Genomic DNA, 22,053 nt, shown 5'->3' with positions numbered 1-22,053 from the left:
GAGTCAGTCGCGGGACAGTTCCGCCTCGGCCCGCGCCAGCGCCGCGAACTCCTCCTCGGGTGCCGAGGCCACGAGGTGGTGCCGACTGTAGAGGGCGAAGTAGGCCAGGGCGACCGCGTACACGGCCAACGCGATGAATGCGGCGTCCCGGTCCACCAGGAAGGTGGCGACCAGGGCCGACAGGGCGAGTACGAAGGCCACCGAAGAGGTCAGGACGCCGCCCGGGGTGCGGTAGGGCCGCTGGAGGTCCGGCTCCCGGCGGCGCAGCACGATGTGCGAGAGGGCCATCAGGGCGTAGGAGATGGTCGCGCCGAACACCGCGATGTTGAGCATGCGGGCGCCGTTTCCGGTGGCCGCGGCGAGGAGGAAGCCGATTGCGCCGGGGATGAGCAGGCCCAGGTACGGAGCCTTGCGCTGCGAGGTGAGCGAGAGGAACCGGGGGAGGTAGCCGGCCCGGGAGAGGGCGAAGAGCTGGCGGGAGCCCGCGTAGATGAGGGAGAAGAAGGAGGCCACGAGGCCCGCCAGGCCCGCGTAGTTCACGAAGCGGCTCAGCGCGGTCGGGCCGCCGTCCCCCTCCAGCGCGACGACCAGCGGGTTGCCCGCGGACCTGATCGCGTCCGCGCCCCGCGCGCCGGTCGCCGCGAAGAAGGTGATCAGGGCCAGCAGCGCCAGGACGCCCATGGAGACGGCCAGCGCCCTCGGCATCGAGCGGACCGGGTCCTTGGCCTCCTCCGCGGCCAGCGGCACGCCCTCCACGCCCAGGAAGAACCACATGCCGAACGGGAACGCGGCCCAGATGCCGAGCAGGCCGAGCGGCAGCCAGGAGCTCGCACCGAAGGCGTCCGCGTCCACCGGGATGTCGTCGAGGCCGGAGGCGTCGAACTCGGTGAAGGCGCCCACCGCGAAGACCAGCAGTGCGGCGACGGCGATGGCGGTGACGACCAGGCTGAAGCGCAGCGCCTCGCCGACGCCCCAGAGGTGGACCCCGATGAAGACCGCGAAGCAGGCGAGGTAGACGGGCCAGCCGGAGGTGAGGCCGAACAGGCCGAGGGACTCCACGTAGTCGCCGATGAAGATGACGATCGCGGCCGGGGCCAGGATGTACTCGATGAGGATGGCGGTGCCGGTGAGGAAGCCGCCCCAGGGGCCGAGCGCGCGGCGGGCGAAGCCGTAACCGCCGCCCGCGGTGGGCAGGATGGTGGAGAGCTCCGCCAGGGAGAAGACCAGGCAGGCGTACATGGTCCCCATCAGGACGGTGGCGATGGCGAGGCCGCCGAAGCCGCCCTTGTCGAGGCCCACGTTCCAGCCGGAGAAGTCGCCCGAGACCACGTACGCCACACCGAGGCCCATCAGCAGCAACCAGCCGGCGCTGCCCCGGCGCAGCGTGCGCCGCTCGAGGTAGTCGTCGTGGCTGCCGCCGCCCTCGCCGGACGGGGTGGGTGCGGGGACGGCGCTCAGCCGTGCCTCGATGTCGTCGGCCATCGTGCGCTCCTGCCTCGGGGCAATGGTTGTGGGGCGTACCTTTGCCGTAGGGCGGGGGGAAGCGCAAGGGCCGTGCACCGGACAGGCGCCGGAGGAGCCTCCCCCGGAGCCCGCGGGTTCATGCCAGGAAGCCGCGCAGCAGTGCCGCCGTGCCGCAGCAGTGCTCGCGCATCACCGCGCGGGCCCCGTCCGCGTCCCGCTCCAGCACCGCCTCCACCAGGGCGGTGTGCTGCTGCTGCGAGTGCTCCAGATTGCGCACCAGCAGCGGAATGCAGTCCAGCAGTTCGTTGACCGTGGCCCGGACGGCGGCGTACTGCGCCGTCAGCGTGGCGGACCCGGCCAGTTCGCACAGGGTCAGGTGGAAGAGGGTGTCCTGGCGCCGGTAGTCGGCCAGCGGGGCGTCGTGGGTGGCGGTCAGGGCGGCGAGCAGCCGTTCGACGTCCGCCTCGGCCAGCCCCTGCGCGGCGCACAGCCCGGCCGCCCCCACCTCCAGGACCTCGCGGAACCGCAGGGCGTCCTCGATGTCCACGCCCGCGACGCGCCGGCGCAGCTCCTCCTCGGCGCCGCCCGCCGGGGGGTCCGGGCGGTGCAGCACGAAGGTTCCGCCGTACCGGCCGCGGCGCGCCTCCACCAGCCCCTGGTCCTGCAGGACCTTCAGCACCTCGCGCAGGGTGACCCGGCTGATCCCCATCCGCTCGGCCAGCTCGCGCTCGGGCGGCAGCCGTTCGCCGCCCGGCACCAGGCCCAGTCGGACGACCTGGAGGATCTGCTCCAGCGCCTCCTCGAAACCGTTGCCCGCGCGCACCTGCCGCAGCACGGGGTTCAGCCGCGCGATCGCGCCGTCCCCGCTCGCCGTGTCGCCCATCCGGCCCCACCCCTTCCCAAGCAATGGTTCTTTTCAATACCTTAGGCGTCCTCGGCTCACCGAAGGAGAGAATCCCGTGGTAGACCGCAAGCCGCCGCTGGCGACCGAGGAGCTCCGCTCCCTGGTGGCCGCCGGCGAGATCGACACAGTCGTCCTGGCCTTCCCCGACATGCAGGGGCGCCTCCAGGGCAAGCGGTTCGCCGCACAGTTCTTCCTCGACGAGGTCCTCGCCCACGGCACCGAGGGCTGCAACTACCTCCTCGCCGTCGACACCGAGATGAACACCGTCGACGGGTACGAGATGTCCTCCTGGGACCGGGGATACGGCGACTTCGCCATGCACCCCGACCCCGCCACCCTGCGCCGGATCCCCTGGAACCCCGGCAGCGCCCTCCTCCTCGCCGACCTCGCCTGGAACGACGGGACGCCCGTCGTGGCCGCCCCGCGGCAGATCCTGCGCCGCCAGCTCGAGCGGCTGGCCGAGCACGGCCACACCGCGATGGTCGGCACCGAACTGGAGTTCATGGTCTTCCAGGACACCTACGAACAGGCATGGAACGCGGGTTACCGCGGCCTGACCCCCGCCAACCAGTACAACATCGACTACTCCGTCCTCGGAACCGGCCGCATCGAACCCCTGCTGCGCCGCATCCGCAACGAGATGCGGGACGCGGGCCTGACCGTGGAGTCGGCGAAGGGAGAGTGCAACCTCGGCCAGCACGAGATCGCCTTCCGCTACGACGAGGCGCTGACCACCTGCGACCAGCACGCCGTCTACAAGACCGGGGCGAAGGAGATCGCCGCCCAGGAGGGCGTGTCGCTCACCTTCATGGCCAAGTACGACGAGCGGGAGGGCAACTCCTGCCACATCCACCTCTCCCTGGCCGACGCCGACGGACGCAACGCGATGGCCGCCCCCGACGGGGACGGCGACGAGCGGGGACCCGGCATGTCCCCGGTCATGCGCCACTTCCTGGCCGGCCAGCTCGCCGCGCTGCGCGACTTCTCCCTTCTCTACGCCCCCAACATCAACTCCTACAAGCGCTTCCGGCCGGGATCCTTCGCGCCGACCGCCGTCGCCTGGGGCGTCGACAACCGGACCTGCGCGCTCCGGGTCGTCGGCCACGGCCGCTCCCTGCGCTTCGAAAACCGCCTGCCCGGCGGCGACGTCAACCCCTACCTCGCCGTCGCGGGCCTGGTCGCGGCCGGCCTCCACGGCATCGAGAACCGCCTCGAACTGCCCGAGGTGTGCACCGGCAACGCCTACACCGCCGACTACGCGCATGTGCCCACGACCCTGCGCGAGGCCGCCGAGCTGTGGGAGAACAGCGAGATCGCCAAGGCCGCCTTCGGCCCCGAGGTCGTCGCCCACTACCGCAACATGGCCCGCGTGGAACTCGACGCGTACGACTCCGCGGTGACCGACTGGGAGCTGCGCCGCTCCTTCGAACGCCTGTGACCCACCGAACCGACCGAACGTCTGCGAGGCACCACGTGTCCGATGTGCTGGTCCCCCTCCCCCTCGAAGTGCTGAACCCGGCCACCGAGGAGATCGTCGCCATCGTCCCGGCCGCCACACGGGACGACGTCGACGCGGCCGTCGCCCGAGCCGCCGCGGCCCAGCGCGGCTGGGCGGCGGCCGCCCCCGCCGACCGGGCCCGCCTCCTGCGCCGCTTCGCCGCCGCCGTCGACGGCCACCTCGAGGAACTGGCCCGGCTGGAGGTCCGCGAAGCCGGGCACACCATCGGCAACGCCCGCTGGGAAGCCGGCAACGTGCGCGACCTGCTGGAATTCGCCGCCGGGGGAGTGGAACGGCTCTCCGGCCGCCAGATCCCCGTCGCCGGCGGCATCGACGTCACCTTCCTGGAACCCCTCGGCGTCATCGGCGTGATCGCCCCCTGGAACTTCCCCATGCCGATCGCCGCCTGGGGCCTGGCCCCCGCCCTCGCCGCGGGCAACGCCGTCATCCTCAAACCCGCCGAGACCACCCCGCTCACCGCCTTGCGCCTCGCCGAACTCGCCCTCGAAGCCGGGCTCCCCGAGCACCTCTTCCAGGTGCTCCCCGGCTACGGCGCGGTCGCGGGCGACGCACTGGTCGAGCACCCCGGCGTCGCCAAGATCGTGTTCACCGGCTCCACCCGCACCGGCAAGCAGATCATGGCCAAGTGCGCCGACCGGGTGAAGCGCGTCACCCTCGAACTGGGCGGTAAGAGCCCCAACATCGTCTTCGCCGACGCCGACCTCGAAGCCGCCGCGGCCGCCGCCCCCATGGCCTTCCTCGACAACAGCGGGCAGGACTGCTGCGCCCGTACCCGGATCCTCGTCCAGCGCTCCGTCCTCGACCGGTTCCTGGAGCTCGTCATCCCCGCCGTCGAATCCGTGGCCGTCGGCGACCCCCTCGACGAGCGGACCCAGATGGGCCCGCTCATCTCCCGCACCCAGCTGGAGCGCGTCCGGTCCTACGTCACCGCCGACCTCACCGCCGTGCGGGGCAAGGCCCCCGAGGGCCCCGGCTTCTGGTATCCGCCGACCCTCGTCACGGACGTCGCGCCCACCGCCCCCGTCGCCGCCGAGGAGGTCTTCGGCCCCGTCGCCGTCGTCCTGCCCTTCGAGGACGAGGAGGACGCCGTACGCCTGGCCAACGCGACCGAGTACGGCCTCTCCGGCTCCCTGTGGACCCGCGACATCGGCCGCGCCCTGCGCGTCTCGCGCGCCGTCGCCGCCGGCAACCTGTCCGTCAACTCCCACAGCAGCGTCCGCTACTGGACCCCCTTCGGCGGTTACAAGCAGTCCGGCCTCGGCCGGGAGCTCGGACCCGACGCCCTCACCGCTTTCACCGAGACCAAGAACGTCTTCATCAGCACGGAGGCCTGAACCCATGAGCACCGAAGAGACCGTCTGCCGCCGCCTGGTCGGCCGTACCGCCGTCATCACCGGAGCCGGCAGCGGCATCGGCCTCGCCACCGCCCGCCGCCTGGCCTCCGAGGGCGCCCGCGTCGTCTGCGGCGACATCGACGAGACGGCCGGCAAGGCCGCGGCCGAGGAGGTCGGCGGCACCTTCGTGAAGGTCGACGTCACCAGCCCCGAGGAAGTCGAGGCCCTCTTCAGGACGGCCTTCGAGACCTACGGCTCCGTCGACATCGCCTTCAACAACGCCGGCATCTCCCCGCCGGAGGACGACTCGATCCTCACCACCGGCCTGGAGGCGTGGAAGCGCGTCCAGGACGTCAACCTCACCTCCGTCTACCTCTGCTGCAAGGCCGCCCTGCCCTACATGCAGCGCCAGGGCCGCGGCTCCATCATCAACACCGCCTCCTTCGTGGCCGTGATGGGCGCCGCCACCTCGCAGATCTCCTACACCGCCTCCAAGGGCGGCGTGCTGGCCATGTCCCGCGAGCTCGGCGTGCAGTTCGCCCGCGAGGGCATCCGCGTCAACGCGCTCTGCCCGGGGCCGGTCAACACCCCGCTGCTGCAGGAGCTGTTCGCCAAGGACCCCGAACGCGCCGCCCGCCGGCTCGTGCACATCCCGCTGGGCCGGTTCGCCGAGCCCACCGAGATCGCCGCCGCCGTCGCCTTCCTCGCCAGCGACGACTCCTCCTTCGTCAACGCCACCGACTTCCTGGTCGACGGCGGCATCTCCGGCGCGTACGTCACCCCGCTGTAGCCCGCCGGCACTCAGAGGAACGTGCGGCCCTCGCCCCGGTACGTCGGGGCGGCGGCCGTCACCCGGTCCCCCTCCACCAGGTGCAGGGTGTCGAACCGCTCGCACAGCTCGCCCGCCTTCGCGTGGCGGAACCAGACCCGGTCGCCGATCAGCAGGTCGTCGGCCGGGGCGCCCAGCAGCGGGGTCTGCACCTCGCCCGCGCCCTCCTGCGGGTCGTAGCGCAGGCCCTGCGGCAGATAGGGGACCGGCAGCCGGTCCGGGCCGGGCGCGCCGGAGGCGGGATAACCACCCCCGAGCACGGTCACCACCCCCACCCCGGGCCGGCGGACCACCGGCTGGGCGAACAGGGCCGCCGGCCGGCCGCTGAAGGAGGTGTAGTTGTCGAACAGACGCGGAACGTACAGGCCCGACCCGGCAGCGATCTCGGTCACCGCGTCCTCCGCGGCCGTCTGCGCGACGCTGCCCGTGCCGCCGCCGTTGACGAACTCCAGGTCCGGGACCACCGCCCGCACCGCCCGGACCACCTCCGCCCGCCGCGCCGCCAGCTCCTTGCGGGCCGCGCCCTGCATGAGGCGGATCGCCCGCGACCGCAGCGGCCGCCCGGCCACCGCGTCCCCGACCCCGGCCACATGGCCCTCGTACGCCATCAGCCCCACCACCCGGAAGCCGGGCCGGGCGGCGACGGCCCGGGCCAGCCCGGCCAGCTGGGCGGGCTCGCGCAGCGGCGACCGGAGGGCCCCGACCCGCATCCGCCCGCCGAACATCCGCAGGGCGGTGTCCAGCTCCAGGCAGACCCGGATCTCCTGCCGGCCGCCGTCCCTGGAGCGGTCGATGAGCTCCAGCTGGGCTACGTCGTCCACCATGACCGTGACCGCCGCGGCCAGCTTCGGATCGCCCGCCAGCTCGGCGAACCCGGCGCGGTCGGCGGACGGATAGGCGAGCAGCACGTCCTCGAACCCGGACCGGGCCAGCCACAGCGACTCGGCGAGGGTGTAGGACATGACCCCGGCGAACCCCGGCCGGGCCAGGACGCGTTCCAGGAGCACCCGGCAGCGGACGGACTTGCTGGCCACGCGGACGGGCTTCCCGCCGGCCCGGCGCACGAGGTCGTCGGCGTTCGCGTCGAACGCCTCCAGGTCCACGACGGCCAGCGGCGCGTCCAGGTGCGCGGTCGCCCGGTCGTAGCGGGCGCGGTCGGCGGCGGGGGAGTTCATGGCGGGAGCTTGCCAGACGCCTCTACCGATGGGTAGGGGTCCGGGGCGGGCCCGCCTGGTCCCCGGGCGCCCGCAGGACCGTAGAGTACGGACAGGCAGCCGTACGGAAGCGGGGGGCGGAGCCGCCGGATGACCACGACGACACCGCGGACCGCGGTCCTGGGCGAGGGCGACCCGCCCCCGGAGCCCGGCCCGGCCCCGCCGCCCCTCCCCGCACCGCCGCGCCGCGGCACCGGACGCGTCGCCGCCGCCGTGCTGTGCGCCCTCCTCGGCAGCGGACTCGTCGCGGGCGCGGCGGCCGACACCTGGCTCGAACACCGGGCGGCCCAGCGACCCTTGTCCGCCGAGGCCGTCCACCGCAAGGCCGGGTCGCTGTGGCGGTCCGCGCCCGTGGACGCCCTCTTCCCTCCCGTCCTCCCCGGCCCCGGGGCCGGGCCCGGCGGCTCCGACCGGGTCTGGACCCGCATCGCGGTCGCCCCGGACGCCGACTGCCCGTCCGCCCTCGCCGCCGACTGGCAGGGCCTGCTCGCCGAGACCGGCTGCACGCGGGTCCTGCGAGCCACCTACACCGACGCCACCCGCAGCTTCCTGATCACCGCCGGCATGGTCTTCACCCCCGCCGGCGCGCCCGCGATGACCGCCCTGACCGGCCGGTTCACCGCCCCGCCCGGCTACGGGTTCGCCGACTCCCAGCGCGCCGCCTGGACCGCGTCCGTCATCGGCGGGGCTCCCGTCGTCCTCTACACCGTCTCCGCCTTCGCCGACGGCCGTCCGCTGGACGCGCCCGCCCCCGCCGAGGACGTGATGGAGAAGGACGCCACCGGCGCGGTGGCCCAGGCGGGCCTCGGGCACGAGGCCAAGGCCGTCGCCGACCGCCTCCGCAACGGCGTGGCGCTGCTCGCCGCCCCGCCCGCGCCGGAAGGCTCCCGATGAGGCCCCGCCCGGCCTTCGCCCGGGGCGCCGCCGCCCTGGCCCTCGCCACCGCCCTGACGGCCGGCGGCGCGGCCCCGGCCGCCGCCGACACCGTCCGCGATCGCCAGTGGGCCCTGACGGCCCTGCGCGCCGAAGAGGCGTGGGGCACCACCCGCGGCGACGGCGTCACCGTCGCCGTCCTGGACACCGGGGTGGACGGTTCCCACCCCGACCTCGCCGGACAGGTGCTGGAGGGGACCGACCTCATCGGCATGGGCGCCGGCCGCGGCGACCGCTCGTGGGCGCGCCACGGCACCGCCATGGCCGGCATCATCGCCGGGCACGGCCACGGCCCCGGCCGGGGCCAGGGCGTCCTCGGCCTCGCCCCGCAGGCCAGGATCCTTCCCGTGCGGGTGATCCTGGAGGAGGGCGACCCGGGCCGCGCCCAGGCCCGCGACAGCAAGGGCGGTGCCCTCGCCGAAGGCATCCGCTGGGCCGCCGACCACGGCGCCGACGTGATCAACCTGTCCCTCGGTGACGACAGCGACTCCGCCCACCACGAAGCGGGGGAGGACGAGGCCGTCCAGTACGCCCTCGGCAAGGGCGCGGTCGTCGTCGCCTCCGCGGGCAACGGCGGCGGGAGCGGCGACCGCCTCTCCTACCCGGCCGCCTACCCGGGGGTCATCGCCGTCACCGCCGTCGACCGGCGCGGCCGCAAGGCGGGGTTCTCCACCCGCACCTGGTACTCCTCCGTCAGCGCCCCCGGCGTCGACGTGGTCATCGCCGACCCCGACCGCTCCTACTACGAGGGCTGGGGCACCAGCGCCGCGGCGGCCTTCGTCTCCGGCGCCGTCGCCCTCGTCAAGGCCGCCCATCCGGACCTCTCCCCGGCCCAGATCAAGAAGCTGCTGGAGGACACCGCCTCCGACAGCCCGGCCGGGGGCCGCGACGACGCCCGCGGCCACGGCCTGGTGGACCCCGCCGCCGCCCTCCAGGTCGCCGGGGCCGTGCGGCCGGAGCCGCCGGTCCCCGCGGCCGCCGCTGCAGGCGCGCCCTACTTCGGCCCTGGGCCCGAGCCGGTCCGGCCGCCCGAGCGCGGGGCCCGGCTCGGCGCCCCGGAGGCCGCGGCCGCCGGGGCGGTGCTGCTCCTCCTGGCCGCCGTACTGGCGCGCCGGCCGCGGCGCGGCATCCGGGGGCGGAGCCGGGCCTGGCACCCCTGACGGCACCTGCGCGCCCGGCACAGTAGGGTCGGGTCACTGTGGCGAACATGGCGAACAAGAACATCCCCGACCCGGGTTTCTCCGACGACGACGGCTCGGCCGACCCCCGGCTGAGCGCCGCCCTGGCCGCGTGGTCCGAGGACCGGACGCGCGAGCCGGAGGTGCTCGCGGCCCTGCGCGACGCCCGTCTGCTGGTCCCCGTCGTCGCCGTCCTCGGCGAGGTGGAGACCGACCCGCAGACGGGGCTGAAGCGGGAGAAGACCAGCGACATGGCCGTCCCGACGCTGCGCGCGGGCGACCGGCGGGCGCTGCCCGCCTTCACCTCCACCGCCTCGCTCGCGCTGTGGGACCCGGCGGCCCGGCCGGTGGCGGTGCCGCTGCACCAGGCGCTCGCGGCGGCCGCGCACGAGAAGGCCGACACCGTGGTCCTGGACCTGGCCGGCCCGGTCACCTACCAGCTGACCGGCTCCGCCCTGCTCGCGCTGGCCGAGGGCCGCACCCGGGCCGACCCGCTGTCCGACCCCGCCGTACGGGAGGCCGTACGGGCCGCCGTCGCGGCGGAGGAAGCCGTCCTGCGCGCCTACCTCGGTCCCGGCGGCGCCGACTCCGACGGCACCCTCGCGATCGTCCCGGCCGACGCCGGCCGGGCGCAGTCGGCGGCCCGCCGGGTCGCCGAGGCGCTGGCGGCGGACCCGACCCTGCGGGCCCGGCTGGTGCGCGGACTGGACCTGGCGCTGCTGCCGCCGGACGCCCCGGCCCCGCCGGGCGAGCCGCTGTTCACCCGCTGAACGGCCCGCCTGAACGGCGAAGGGGCGGGGCTCCGGGAACGCGTCCCGGAGCCCCGCCCCTTTCCCGTACGGCGGCGGCTCAGCCGAAGACGGGACCGGTGAACTTCTCGCCCGGCCCCTGGCCCGGCTCGTCCGGGACGAGCGAGGCCTCGCGGAAGGCGAGCTGGAGCGACTTCAGGCCGTCGCGCAGCGGGGCCGCGTGGAAGGAGCTGATCTCGGTGGCGCTCGCGGTGACCAGGCCGGCCAGGGCGGTGATCAGCTTGCGGGCCTCGTCCAGGTCCTTGTGCTCGGAATCGGGCTTGTCCAGGCCCAGGTTGACCGCCGCGGCGCTCAGCAGGTGCACGGCCACCGTGGTGATCACCTCGACGGCCGGGACGTCCGCGATGTCGCGGGTCATGGCGTCGTAGTCGGGCGATTCGGGTGCGGTGTCGGCAGCGTGGTCGGCGGGGAGGCTCGCGTCAGTCATGCTCCACACGATAAGCCGGGCGCGGCGGACGCCCGACCGGAGCACCGGGTGAGCGGCTCTGGCGCGGAATGCTATATTGGGCTACGACCGGCCGGAGACCTGTGTCCCCGGCCCACAAGTGGAGGCTCCGATTCTCCCACCCGACCACCCTCCGGGGCGGCGGGTCACCGGTCAGGCGGTATCCATCGTTCCGTACGGACGATGGAAAGCTGCCCGAGTTGCGCCCCGCGGTTCGCACGCGGCGGTGCTCCGGTCGTTTTGGAGCCCCTGCCTGTGCCCGGCGGGGCTTTTTTCATTCTCCCCGCCGCGGTCGGTCTGACGGAAATACACGTCAGCGGCTGCCTGCCAGGCAGTCGTGTGGTGCTACCGAGGAGGATCCATCAGCACCGAGCCCCGCATCAACGACCGGATTCGCGTTCCCGAGGTACGACTCGTCGGTCCCAGCGGCGAGCAGGTCGGCATCGTGCCGCTTGCCAAGGCGCTTGAGCTCGCGCAGGAGTACGACCTCGACCTGGTCGAGGTCGCGGCGTCCGCACGCCCGCCGGTCTGCAAGCTCATGGACTACGGCAAGTTCAAGTACGAGTCGGCCATGAAGGCCCGTGAGGCGCGCAAGAACCAGGCGCACACGGTCATCAAGGAAATGAAGCTCCGGCCGAAGATCGACCCGCACGACTATGACACCAAGAAGGGTCACGTCGTTCGGTTCCTCAAGCAGGGCGACAAGGTCAAGATCACGATCATGTTCCGTGGTCGCGAGCAGTCCAGGCCGGAACTCGGCTACCGACTGCTGCAGCGGCTGGCTTCGGACGTCGAGGACCTCGGGTTCATCGAGTCGAACCCGAAGCAGGACGGCCGAAACATGATCATGGTCCTCGGTCCGCACAAGAAGAAGACCGAGGCGATGGCCGAAGCCCGCGAGGCGCAGGCCGCCCGCAAGGCGGAGCGCCAGGGTGTGGCCGCCACCGACGAGGAGGCCCCCTCCGGGGAGACCGCCGAAGTCGAGGCGGGCGCCGAGGATGCCGACGTCACCGAGGCCGCCGCCGACGAGGCGAACGCCGAGGCCTGATTCCGAGGCAGCCCGCCTCGAATCACCGACACAACATGACGCTCCCGTCACCCGGTCCGCACCCGGACCGGGGGGAGCGCCACCGACGAGGAGATAACGGCGCTATGCCGAAGAACAAGACGCACAGCGGGACCAAGAAGCGCTTCAAGATCACCGGCTCCGGCAAGGTGCTCCGCGAGCGCGCCGGCAAGCGCCACCTGCTCGAGCACAAGTCGTCCCGCATCACCCGTCGCCTCACCGGCAACGCGGAGATGGCCCCGGGCGACGCCGCGAAGATCAAGAAGCTTCTCGGCAAGTGACGTTCTCCGCTCCCGCGCCGGGAGCGGATGAGCGTCAGGACCGGGATCCCATCGAATTCGGGCCGTGTGAAGACACCCGCGGCCCCGCTACAAGGAGTTAAAAAGTGGCACGCGTCAAGCGGGCAGTAAACGCCCACAAGAAGCGCCGGGCAATCCTCGAGGCGGCCTCCGGCTACCGCGGTCAGCGTTCGCGCCTGTACCGCAAGGCCAAGGAGCAGGTCACCCACTCGCTGGTCTACAACTTCAACGACCGCAAGAAGCGCAAGGGCGACTTCCGTCAGCTGTGGATCCAGCGCATCAACGCCGCTGCCCGCCAGAACGGCATGACGTACAACCGCCTCATCCAGGGTCTGAAGGCCGCCAACATCGAGGTGGACCGCAAGATCCTCGCCGAGCTGGCCGTCAACGACGCCAACGCGTTCGCCGCGCTGGTCGAGGTCGCCCAGAAGGCCCTCCCGGCCGACGTCAACGCCCCCAAGGCTGCTGCGTAAGGCCTGGCCGGCCGCGTGAGCGGTCGGCACCCTCGGACCCGCAGGCGATGCGCCTGCGGGTCCGAGTGCTTTCCCCGTCCGGCCGGGGCGGCCCGCGCACCGCACAGGACCGCCCGCCGCACCGCCCGCCGCCGCACCGTCCGCGCCCCGTGCGCCCGGACCCCCGAGAGAGAACCGCAGAGACCATGGCTGACCTGGGTCACCACGAGCTGATCTCCCCCCGATCCCCGCGGGTGGCCGCCGCCCGGCGACTGGCTCGGCGCAATTTCCGCACCAAGGAGCGCCGGTTCATCGCCGAAGGCCCGCAGGCGGTCCGCGAGGCCGTCGAGCACCGCGGGGCGGAGGGGGCCTCGACCCTGATCGAGCTGTTCGCCACCGTCGAGGCCGCCGAGCGCCACCCCGAGATCATCGCCGCCGCGCTGGCCGCCGGGGCCCGGGTCCACCACGCCTCCGACGAGGTGCTCGCCGAGGTCTCCCAGACCGTCACCCCGCAGGGCCTGGTCGGCGTCTGCCACTTCCTGGACTCCCCCTTCGAGGAGATCCTGGCGGCCCGGCCCCGGCTCGTCGCCGTGCTCGCGCACGTCCGCGACCCCGGCAACGCCGGTACGGTGCTGCGCTGCGCCGACGCCGCCGGCGCCGACGCGGTGGTGCTCACCGACGCTTCGGTGGACCTGTACAACCCCAAGTCCGTACGGGCCTCCGTGGGCTCCCTCTTCCACCTCCCGGTCGCGGTCGGCGTCCCGGTGGAGCAGGCCGTCGAGGGCCTGCGCGCGGCCGGCGTACGGATCCTCGCGGCCGACGGGGCCGGGGAGGACGACCTCGACGCCGAACTCGACGCGGGCACCATGGGCGGCCCCTCCGCCTGGGTCTTCGGCAACGAGGCATGGGGCCTGCCCGAGGAGACCCGGGCCCTCGCGGACGCCGTCGTACGGGTCCCGATCCACGGCAAGGCGGAGAGCCTGAACCTCGCCACCGCCGCCGCCGTGTGCCTCTACGCCTCCGCGCGAGCACAGCGGGCGCCCGGAGGGTGCCGCTGTGTGACCCCCAGCTAGTAATGTGGCGGCCCGGGGGCCCACTGCGCTACTCGGAGATGTGGGGTACGGGGACATGACCGTCGGTACGAACAGCTCACCGGGGGCCGCGGACGCGGCCGAGGAGCGGTTCCGGGGCGCCCCCGAAGCCCCCGCCCCGGCCCTCGCCGCCCACGGCCTGCGCGGCGTCCCCGGGCAGGCGGCCGGAAACGGGCGCGGCCCGCTGGCCGCCGGCCGCCCGGCCGGCCGGGCGCCCGAGCGGGAGGGCGGGGGATCCGGCGACGCCGGGTCCGAGGCCGACCCGGGCGCCGGTTTCGGCGTCGACGCCGACGACCTGCCCGACGGGCTCGTCGTCGCCGACGGCACCGGGCGCGTGATCTGCTTCAACGCGGCCGCCGCACGGCTCACCGCGCTCGCGGCGGACAAGGCGCTGGGCACCCCCATCGACCGCGCGCTGCCGCTGGAGGACCTCGAGGGCCGCCGCTGGTGGACGCTGACCGACCCCTACGGTGGCCTGGCCATCCGGCGCGGGCAGCCCGAGCGGAACCTGCTGCTCCCCGGCGGCCGCGAGGTGCTCGTCTCCGCGAGCTACATCCGCACCCGCCCCACCGGCCCCCTGCGCCGCCTCGTCGTCACCCTGCGCGGCACGGAAGCCCGGCGGCGCACCGAGCGCAGCCACGCCGAGCTGATCGCCACGGTGGCGCACGAGCTGCGTTCCCCGCTGACCTCCGTCAAGGGCTTCACCGCGACCCTGCTCGCCAAGTGGGAGCGGTTCACCGACGACCAGAAGCGGCTGATGCTGGAGACCGTCGACGCGGACGCCAACCGGGTCACCCGGCTCATCGCCGAGCTCCTCGACATCTCCCGCATCGACTCCGGCCGGCTGGAGGTCCGCCGCCAGCCCGTGGACATCGCCACCGCCGTCTGCCGCCACGTCCAGGCCCTCACCGCCAACGGCCAGGCCCCCGAGCGGTTCCTCGTACGGGTGAGCCGGCCCCTCCCCGATCTGTGGGCCGACCCGGACAAGATCGACCAGATCCTCGGCAACCTCCTGGAAAATGCGGTGCGCCACGGTGACGGAACGGTCACCATCGACGTGTCGCCGCACGAGAAGGGAACCGCCGTCACCGTGACCGACGAAGGCCCCGGGATCCCCGAGGAGTCGATGGGCCGCGTCTTCACCCGCTTCTGGCGGGGGAGCAAGCGCGGCGGAACCGGCCTGGGCCTGTACATCGTCAAGGGCATCGTCGAGGCCCACGGCGGCACCATCACGGTCGGCCGCGGCCCCGGCGGCGGCGCCGAGTTCCGATTTATCCTGCCCGTGAGCGCCCCGGCCTACCTCACGCAGTAGCCCTGCTGAGCGTCTTGCCGGGCGGCCCACGGGCTCCTCCACCCCCGGCGGCCTTTAGACTCGTCCTTTGGCACCTTTGTGTCTCTGTGTCGATCGGTCCGATCGTGCCGTACGGGGACCACCAGCCAGCCATCGGAAGTACGGGAAGAGATGTCGGCACCGAACAAGTCGTACGACCCTGTCGAGGTCGAGGCACTGAAACCGGAAGAGATCGAGCGCATGCGGGACGAGGCGCTCGCCGCCTTCGCGTCCGCCGGCGACCTCGACGCGCTGCGCGAGGCGAAGACCGCGCACATGGGCGACCGCTCGCCCCTGGCGCTCGCCAACCGCGAGATCGGCGCCCTGCCCCCGCAGGCCAAGGCCGAGGCGGGCAAGCGCGTGGGCCAGGCCCGCGGGGCCGTGAACAAGGCCTTCGGGGCCCGCACGGTCGCGCTCGAAGCCGAGCGGGACGAGCGGGTGCTGGTCGAGGAGGCGGTGGACGTCACCCTGCCCTACGACCGCGTCACCGCCGGCGCCCGGCATCCCCTGACCACGCTGATGGACCGCATCGCGGACATCTTCACGGCCATGGGGTACGAGGTCGCGGAGGGCCCCGAGGTCGAGGCGGAGTGGTTCAACTTCGACGCCCTCAACTTCACGCCCGACCACCCGGCGCGCCAGATGCAGGACACCTTCTTCGTCCGGGGGCCGGAAGGCACCGAGGGCGACGAGTCCGGTGTCGTGCTGCGCACCCACACCTCCCCGGTGCAGGCGCGCTCGCTGCTGGAGCGCAAGCCGCCCGTCTACATCGTCTGCCCGGGCCGCGTGTACCGCACCGACGAGCTCGACGCGACGCACACCCCGGTGTTCCACCAGGTCGAGCTGCTCGCCGTGGACGAGGGCCTGACCATGGCCGACCTCAAGGGCACCATGGACCACATGGTCCAGGAGCTGTTCGGGGAGGGCACGACCACGCGCCTGCGCCCGCACTTCTTCCCGTTCACCGAGCCGTCCGCCGAGATGGACATGCAGTGCTACGTGTGCCGGGGCGCATCGGTGGGCAACCCCGACCGCCCGTGCCGCACCTGCTCCAGCGAGGGCTGGATCGAGCTCGGCGGCTGCGGCATGGTCAACCCCAAGGTGCTCGTCGCCTGCGGCGTGGACCCCGAGAAGTACAGCGGGTTCGCCTTCGGCTTCGGCATCGAGCGGATGCTGATGTTCCGCCACAACGTAGAAGACATGCGAGACATGGTCGAGGGTGACGTCCGTTTCACCCGGCCGTTCGGGATGGAGATCTGATGCGGGTCCCGCTTTCCTGGCTGCGGGAGTACGTCGACCTCCCCGCGGGTACCACCGGCCGTGACGTGGCCGCCAAGCTGGTCGACGCCGGCCTCGAGGTCGAGACCGTCGAGCAGCTCGGCGGCGGGCTCAAGGGCCCGCTCGTCGTCGGCCAGGTGCTGACCATCGAGGAGCTCGAGGGCTTCCGCAAGCCGATCCGCTTCTGCACGGTCGACGTCGGCCGGGCCAACGGCACCGGCGAGCCGCAGGAGATCGTCTGCGGCGCCCGGAACTTCTCCGTCGGCGACAAGGTCGTCGTGGTCCTGCCCGGCGCCGTGCTGCCCGGCGACTTCGCCATCGCCTCGCGCAAGACGTACGGCAAGACCTCCCACGGCATGATCTGCTCCGGCGAGGAGCTGGGCATGGGCGACGACGGCACGCACGGCATCATCGTGCTGCCGCCGGAGCACGAGGTCGGCACCGACGCGATCGAGCTCCTCGAGCTCGTCGACGAGGTCCTCGACATCGACATCACCCCGGACCGCGGCTACTGCATGTCGCTGCGCGGCGTCGCCCGCGAGGCCGCCACCGCGTACGGCCTGCCGCTGCGCGACCCGGCGCTGCTCGACGTCCCGGCGCCGAACTCCTACGGCTACCCGGTCAAGGTCGACGACCCGGCCGGCTGCGACCGCTTCACCGCCCGCACGGTGAGCGGCCTCGACCCGGAGGCGCGCTCCCCGATCTGGCTGACCCGCCGCCTGCAGAAGGCGGGCATGCGCCCGATCTCGCTCGCCGTCGACATCACCAACTACGTGATGCTCGAGCTCGGCCAGCCGCTGCACGCCTACGACCGCTCGCGGATCGAGGGCGCCATCGGTGTCCGCCGTGCCGAGCAGGGCGAGAAGTTCACCACGCTCGACGGGGTCAAGCGGACGCTCGACGCCGAGGACCTGGTCATCACCGACAACAGCGGGCCGATCGGCCTGGCCGGTGTCATGGGAGGCGCCAACACCGAGATCGCCGACTCCGTCACCGACCCGGAGACGGGCGCCGTCACCGGCACGACCGCCGTGGTCATCGAGGCCGCGCACTTCGACTCCGTGTCGATCTCGCGGACCGCCCGGCGCCTGAAGCTCTCCTCGGAGGCTTCCAAGCGCTTCGAGCGGGGCGTCGACCCGCTGGCCGCCGCCGCGGCCGCGCAGCGCACCGTCGACCTGCTCGTGCTCCTCGCGGGCGGTACCGCCGAGGCGGGCGTCACCGAGTTCCTCGCCCCGGGCGCCCCGCGCACCATCGCGATGCGCGCGGACCACCCGGACCGGGTCGCGGGCATGGAGTACGGCCGCGAGACCGTCGTGCGCCGCCTCCAGGAGGTCGGCTGCGACGTCTACGGCCAGGACGAACTCGTCGTCACCGTCCCCTCGTGGCGGCCCGACCTCGCCGCGCCCAACGACCTCGCCGAAGAGGTCATCCGGCTGGAGGGCTACGGGAACCTTCCCTCGACCCTCCCGCAGGTGCCGTCCGGCCGCGGTCTGACCGCCCGGCAGCAGCTGCACCGCAGGGTCGGCCGCGCGCTGGCCGGCGCCGGCTACGTCGAGGCGTTGAGCTACCCGTTCCTCGGCGAGGCCGTCTTCGACCAGCTCCAGCTCCCCGCGGACGACGCGGCCCGCCGGGTCGTCAAGCTGGTCAACCCGATCTCCGACGAGGAGCCGGCGCTGCGCACCACGCTGCTGCCGGGTCTGCTCGGCGCGCTGCGCCGCAACGACAGCCGGGGCAGCCACGACCTCGCGCTCTTCGAGACCGGCTCGGTCTTCCTGGCCGCCGCGCAGCCGGGCGTCGCCGTCCGGCTGCCGGTCGACCGCCGTCCCACGGACGAGGAGATCGCCACCCTCGACGCGGCGCTGCCCGCGCAGCCGCGGTACGCCGCGGTCGTGCTGGCCGGTGCGCGCGAGCAGGCCGGCTGGTGGGGCAAGGGGCGCCCCGCCGACTGGGCGGACGCCGTCCAGGCCGCGCGGTCGCTGGCCGTCGAGGCCGGCGCCGAGCTCGTCGTCCGCCAGGGCCGGTACGGCCCCTGGCACCCGGGCCGCTGCGCCGAGCTCGTCGTCACCCTCGACGGCGCCGAGCAGGTCATCGGCCACGCCGGTGAACTGCACCCGCGCGTGGTCAAGGCGATGGGCCTGCCGGCCCGCACCAGCGCGATGGAGCTCGACCTCGACCGCCTCGCGGCGGCCGGCGGCGAGGCCCTCCAGGCGCCCCGGATCTCCTCCTTCCCGGTGGCGACCCAGGACGTCGCGCTGATCGTGGACGCGTCGGTCCCCGCCGCGGATGTGGAGGCCGCGCTGCGCCAGGGCGCGGGCGGACTCCTCGAATCGCTGCGGCTGTTCGACGTGTTCACCGGTGAGCAGGTCGGGGCGGGCAAGAAGTCCCTGGCGTACGCGCTGCGCTTCCGCGCGGCCGACCGCACGCTGACCGCGGAGGAGTCCACGGCCGCGCGCGACGCGGCGGTGGCGCTCGCGGGCGAGCGGACCGGGGCGGTGCTGCGCGGCGCCTAGGTCCTGCTGGTGACGGGGCCGTACGGCTGGTCGAGGGGCGCGTCCGGAGCACCGGGCGCGCCCTTCGCCGTCCGGTGCCACGGGCGCGGCCAGGCCGGTTCCGCCGGGGGCCCGGCGACCAACCGGGCGTCGGCGGAACCGGCACGCCGCCCGCCTGCCGTGGAGTGTCGGGCAGACAACAGGACGGGCGGCGCGGTGACGGGTCGTCGCACTGTTCGAGGGGGAGCCGACGACCCGGGCTGCCTCGTGGCGAGGCCCTTAAGTGAAGCGCTCCCGGGCCTCCCGGCGGCAGGGCGCGCATCGCATTTATGCGCGTACTCGGTTCACACCCCGTGTGAACGACGCAGCCACTAGCCTGGGTCCGACGAGCCCTGGGAGCGGCCCATGCAGCCCAATGTCCTGCTCGACGCCCTCCTCGCCGAGGCGGGCATGTCACACGCCGGACTCGCCGCGTACGTGAACCAGGCGGGCCGCACCCGCGGACTCGCCCTGCGCTACGAACACACCGCCGTGGCCCGGTGGTTGAAGGGCCAGCGCCCCCGCGGGCAGGTCCCCGACCTGATCTGCGAGGTACTGGGCGGCCGGCTGCGGCGGCCCCTCGGACTGGACGACATCGGTCTCGGCGTCCCGGGTCTGCCCGCCTCCCCGCACGCCTCCCCGCTGAGCGGGTTCGTGGACCGCGCCGCGGCCCTGTGGCGCGCCGACGGCCAGGCCCGGCCGCAGCTCCTCACGGCGCGGGCCGTCACCGGGACGCCCGCGGTGATCCCGGTCTGGGAGTGGGAGAACCCGCCCGAGGACGCCGACGTCTCGCGCGAGGGGCCGGACCGGATCGGGCCCGAGCACATCGAGATCCTGCGGGCCGCCCGCGCCCACTACGAGCTGATGTACCGCCGGGCCGGCGGGGTGGCCACCCGGGACCGGATCGTCCGCTTCCTCGGCACGCAGACGGCGCCCATGCTGCGGGGCGGCTATCCCGACACCGTCGGCCGCCCCCTGCACCGGGCCACCGGCTCGCTGGTGGCGGTGGCGGGGATCTGCGCGTACGACTCGGACGCCCACGGCCTCGCGCAGCGCTACTTCCACCAGGCCCTGCGCCTGGCCAAGGCGAGCGGCGACCGCGGCCTGGGGGCCTACGTCATCGCCCTGCTCGTCAACCAGTCCCTGCACCTGGGCGAGTACCGGCAGGCGGTCGCCTTCGCCGAGGCCGCCCTGCGCGCCGCGGGCCGGCACACCACCCCGGCCCTGACGGCCGACCTGTACGCGATGCAGGCCAAGGCCTATGCCCGGCTCGGCGACACCGGGGCCGCGTTGTCCTGCATCCGGCACGCCGAGGCGGCGGCCGAGCGGATCAGCCCGGGCGCCGAACCGGACGAGACGGACTACGTGCAGCCGGGTCTGGTCAACGTCCAGGTCGCCGAGGCGCTGCTCGGTCTGGGGGACCTCACCGCCGCGCACGAGCAGGCGGCCGCGGCCGTCGGCACCCCCGCTCACGACCGCGGCCGGGTGCACCGGCTGGCGATGCTGTGCGAGATCCAGCTGCGCCAGGGAGAGGTGGACCGGGCGGTGGTGGCCGCGGCCGAGATGGCCGAGCGGGCCAGGGGGATGGAGTCCCTGCGACTGCGCGACCGACTGCGCGCGGTCCGCGACCGGCTGCTGACCAGCGGTTGTTCGGACGCGCGGGAGACGGCCCAACTCATCGACGGGGCGCTGCGCGTTCCGCTGTGACGGCTTCAACTGCTGCCATGTTGCCACCGATCCGAACGGAAGGCGGCACAACCGTGCAGTGGACGAACCTGAGTGAGCAGACCGTGTACAAGAACCGCTGGTTCGATGTGAACCTCGCCGATGTGGAACTTCCCGACGGCCGGCATCTGGACCACTTCGTGATCCGGCTGCGCCCGGTCGCCGTCGCCACGGCCGTCAACGAGGCCAACGAGGTGCTCCTGCTGTGGCGGCACCGCTTCATCACCGACAGCTGGGGCTGGGAACTGCCCGCCGGGGTGGTCGAGGACGGGGAGTCCGTCGAGAGCGCGGCGGCGCGGGAGATGGAGGAGGAGTCGGGCTGGCGGCCCGGCCCGCTGCGGCACCTGATGACCGTGGAGCCCTCCAACGGGCTGACCGACGCCCGCCACCACCTGTACTGGTCCGAGGGGGCGACCTACACCGGCCACCCGCAGGACGGTTTCGAGTCCTCGCGCCGGGAGTGGGTCCCGCTCAAGCTGGTGCCCGATCTGATCGCGCGCGGGGAGGTCCCGGCCGCCAACACGGCGGCCGGGCTGCTCCTGCTGCACCACCTCAGGCTCGGGCAGTGCTGAGGCGCGGCGGCCGGATCCCGCCGGGCGGACGGCGGCCCCGGCCGGGGTGTCATCCGTACGGGTAGAAGCCCGAGCCGGTCTTGCGGCCGAGGCGGCCCGCGTCGACCATCCGCTGGAGCAGCGGGGGAGCGGCGTACAGCGGCTCCTTGTACTCCGCGTACATGCTGTCGGCCACCGAGGCCACGGTGTCCAGGCCGATGAGGTCCGCGAGCTTCAGCGGGCCCATCGGGTGGGCGCAGCCCAGCTCCATGCCGTTGTCGATGTCCTCGCGGCTGGCGATGCCGGACTCGAACATCCGGATCGCCGACAGCAGGTAGGGGATGAGCAGCGCGTTGACCACGAAGCCGGACCGGTCCTGGGCGCGGATCGCGTGCTTGCCCAGCACGTCGCGCACCAGGGCCTCGGAGCGCTTGACGGTCTCGTCGCCCGTGGTCAGTGCCGGGATCAGCTCGACGAGGTCCTGCACCGGGGCCGGGTTGAAGAAGTGGATGCCGATGACCTGGTCCGGGCGCGAGGTGGCGACGGCCAGCTTGACCAGCGGGATCGAGGAGGTGTTGGAGGCCAGGATCGCGTCCGGCCGGGTGATCACCTGGTCGAGGACCTGGAAGATCTCGGTCTTGACCTGCTCGTTCTCGACGACGGCCTCGATCACGAGGTCGCGGTCGGCGAACTCGCCGAGGTCGGTGGTGAAGCTGAGGCGGGCCAGGGTGGCGTCCCGCTCGTCCTCGCTGATCTTGCCGCGTTCGGCGGCCTTGGTCAGGGAGTTGTGCAGCCGGGTGCGACCGATCTCCAGGGCCTCGCCCGTGGTCTCGGCGACCTTCACCTCGAGGCCGCTGCGGGCGCACACCTCGGCGATGCCCGCGCCCATCTGGCCGCAGCCCACTACGCCGACGCGGGTGATGTCGGCCGGGAGGGTAGAGAGGTCCGTCACTTCGTGCCTTTCGCTGCTCATCCAAGCGGGTCCCCCGGGCCGCAGTGGTCACTGCTCTCCGGCGCCCGCCACGCCCCCCGACGTTACCCCCGAGCTTCACCCCGGTAGCGGGCCGGGGCGGGCATGCTGGGCGCACACAACGGAAAGTAACG

The 22,053-nt window shown here is 73.5% G+C and carries 20 protein-coding genes; 15 read left to right on the top strand and 5 right to left on the bottom strand.

What is annotated here, in order from left to right; translation table 11 throughout:
• Positions 1-3: 3 nt before the first annotated feature.
• On the bottom strand, positions 4-1,482 hold the full coding sequence (eat, locus tag AC07FY_RS18820) for an ethanolamine permease (RefSeq protein ID WP_479007546.1): 1,479 nt from the start codon (positions 1,480-1,482) through the stop codon (positions 4-6).
• A gap of 118 nt (positions 1,483-1,600) precedes the next feature.
• Positions 1,601-2,347 (bottom strand): FadR/GntR family transcriptional regulator, encoded by a 747-nt coding sequence (locus AC07FY_RS18815; protein WP_479007544.1) that lies wholly within the window; start codon positions 2,345-2,347, stop codon positions 1,601-1,603.
• 76 nt (positions 2,348-2,423) lie between these two features.
• Between AC07FY_RS18815 and AC07FY_RS18810 the strand changes: the two genes are divergently transcribed.
• Genes AC07FY_RS18810 through AC07FY_RS18800 form a run of 3 tightly spaced genes read left to right on the top strand, consistent with a single transcriptional unit; the run spans position 2,424 to position 6,011 of the window.
• Positions 2,424-3,806: a glutamine synthetase family protein gene (locus AC07FY_RS18810; protein WP_479007542.1), complete on the top strand. Its 1,383-nt coding sequence runs from the start codon at positions 2,424-2,426 to the stop codon at positions 3,804-3,806.
• Between the two features lie 35 nt (positions 3,807-3,841).
• Positions 3,842-5,221 carry an aldehyde dehydrogenase family protein gene (locus tag AC07FY_RS18805; RefSeq protein ID WP_479007541.1) on the top strand — a complete coding sequence of 460 codons (1,380 nt, stop codon included), beginning with the start codon at positions 3,842-3,844 and terminating at the stop codon, positions 5,219-5,221.
• A gap of 4 nt (positions 5,222-5,225) precedes the next feature.
• A complete protein-coding gene (locus AC07FY_RS18800) occupies positions 5,226-6,011 on the top strand; it encodes a 3-oxoacyl-ACP reductase (RefSeq protein WP_479007539.1) in 786 nt (261 codons plus the stop codon).
• A gap of 11 nt (positions 6,012-6,022) precedes the next feature.
• Here the strand turns inward: AC07FY_RS18800 and AC07FY_RS18795 are convergent, their stop codons facing one another.
• A complete protein-coding gene (locus AC07FY_RS18795) occupies positions 6,023-7,225 on the bottom strand; it encodes an amino acid deaminase/aldolase (protein WP_479007537.1) in 1,203 nt (400 codons plus the stop codon).
• Positions 7,226-7,354: 129 nt separating this feature from the next.
• Here AC07FY_RS18795 and AC07FY_RS18790 point away from each other — a divergent pair, with 129 nt between their 5' ends.
• Genes AC07FY_RS18790 through AC07FY_RS18780 form a run of 3 tightly spaced genes read left to right on the top strand, consistent with a single transcriptional unit; the run spans position 7,355 to position 10,145 of the window.
• Complete coding sequence (locus AC07FY_RS18790; RefSeq protein WP_479007535.1) at positions 7,355-8,158, top strand: hypothetical protein; 804 nt, start codon at positions 7,355-7,357, stop codon at positions 8,156-8,158.
• A complete protein-coding gene (mycP, locus tag AC07FY_RS18785; RefSeq protein ID WP_479007533.1) occupies positions 8,155-9,357 on the top strand; it encodes a type VII secretion-associated serine protease mycosin in 1,203 nt (400 codons plus the stop codon). Before AC07FY_RS18790 ends, mycP begins: the two co-directional genes overlap by 4 nt.
• Before the next feature lie 47 nt (positions 9,358-9,404).
• Positions 9,405-10,145: an SseB family protein gene (locus AC07FY_RS18780; protein ID WP_479007531.1), complete on the top strand. Its 741-nt coding sequence runs from the start codon at positions 9,405-9,407 to the stop codon at positions 10,143-10,145.
• Positions 10,146-10,224: 79 nt separating this feature from the next.
• Here the strand turns inward: AC07FY_RS18780 and AC07FY_RS18775 are convergent, their stop codons facing one another.
• The gene (locus tag AC07FY_RS18775; RefSeq protein ID WP_479007529.1) at positions 10,225-10,611 is read right to left on the bottom strand and encodes a DUF1844 domain-containing protein; all 387 of its coding nucleotides are present in this window, start codon (positions 10,609-10,611) and stop codon (positions 10,225-10,227) included.
• Positions 10,612-10,966: 355 nt separating this feature from the next.
• On the opposite strand from AC07FY_RS18775, the gene infC reads away from it, so the two are divergent.
• The 9 genes from infC to AC07FY_RS18730 all read left to right on the top strand — a co-directional run bounded on the left by infC (position 10,967) and on the right by AC07FY_RS18730 (position 20,970).
• Positions 10,967-11,677, top strand: a complete 711-nt coding sequence (infC, locus tag AC07FY_RS18770; protein WP_479007527.1) for a translation initiation factor IF-3 — start codon at positions 10,967-10,969, stop codon at positions 11,675-11,677.
• A gap of 104 nt (positions 11,678-11,781) precedes the next feature.
• Positions 11,782-11,976, top strand: coding sequence for a 50S ribosomal protein L35 (rpmI, locus tag AC07FY_RS18765; protein WP_069919538.1), 195 nt, complete (start codon positions 11,782-11,784; stop codon positions 11,974-11,976).
• Between the two features lie 104 nt (positions 11,977-12,080).
• A complete protein-coding gene (rplT, locus tag AC07FY_RS18760) occupies positions 12,081-12,467 on the top strand; it encodes a 50S ribosomal protein L20 (RefSeq protein ID WP_007263143.1) in 387 nt (128 codons plus the stop codon).
• A 194-nt stretch (positions 12,468-12,661) separates the two neighbouring features.
• Positions 12,662-13,519, top strand: a complete 858-nt coding sequence (locus AC07FY_RS18755; protein ID WP_479007617.1) for a TrmH family RNA methyltransferase — start codon at positions 12,662-12,664, stop codon at positions 13,517-13,519.
• Between the two features lie 55 nt (positions 13,520-13,574).
• Positions 13,575-14,849, top strand: a complete 1,275-nt coding sequence (locus tag AC07FY_RS18750; protein WP_479007525.1) for a sensor histidine kinase — start codon at positions 13,575-13,577, stop codon at positions 14,847-14,849.
• A 150-nt stretch (positions 14,850-14,999) separates the two neighbouring features.
• Positions 15,000-16,127 carry a phenylalanine--tRNA ligase subunit alpha gene (pheS, locus tag AC07FY_RS18745; protein ID WP_479007523.1) on the top strand — a complete coding sequence of 376 codons (1,128 nt, stop codon included), beginning with the start codon at positions 15,000-15,002 and terminating at the stop codon, positions 16,125-16,127.
• Entirely contained in the window at positions 16,127-18,655 is a 2,529-nt protein-coding gene (pheT, locus tag AC07FY_RS18740; RefSeq protein ID WP_479007521.1) for a phenylalanine--tRNA ligase subunit beta, read from the top strand. The genes pheS and pheT overlap by 1 nt, the downstream gene beginning before the upstream one ends.
• 384 nt (positions 18,656-19,039) lie before the next feature.
• The gene (locus AC07FY_RS18735) at positions 19,040-20,380 is read left to right on the top strand and encodes a transcriptional regulator (RefSeq protein WP_479007519.1); all 1,341 of its coding nucleotides are present in this window, start codon (positions 19,040-19,042) and stop codon (positions 20,378-20,380) included.
• A 53-nt stretch (positions 20,381-20,433) separates the two neighbouring features.
• Positions 20,434-20,970 (top strand): NUDIX hydrolase, encoded by a 537-nt coding sequence (locus AC07FY_RS18730; RefSeq protein WP_479007517.1) that lies wholly within the window; start codon positions 20,434-20,436, stop codon positions 20,968-20,970.
• Between the two features lie 49 nt (positions 20,971-21,019).
• Here the strand turns inward: AC07FY_RS18730 and AC07FY_RS18725 are convergent, their stop codons facing one another.
• Complete coding sequence (locus AC07FY_RS18725) at positions 21,020-21,922, bottom strand: 3-hydroxybutyryl-CoA dehydrogenase (protein ID WP_479007515.1); 903 nt, start codon at positions 21,920-21,922, stop codon at positions 21,020-21,022.
• Between the last annotated feature and the right edge of the window lie 131 nt (positions 21,923-22,053).

It is taken from the genome of Streptomyces sp. NPDC045967 (assembly GCF_056430495.1).
This window is presented reverse-complemented; position numbering and strand designations above follow the sequence as displayed.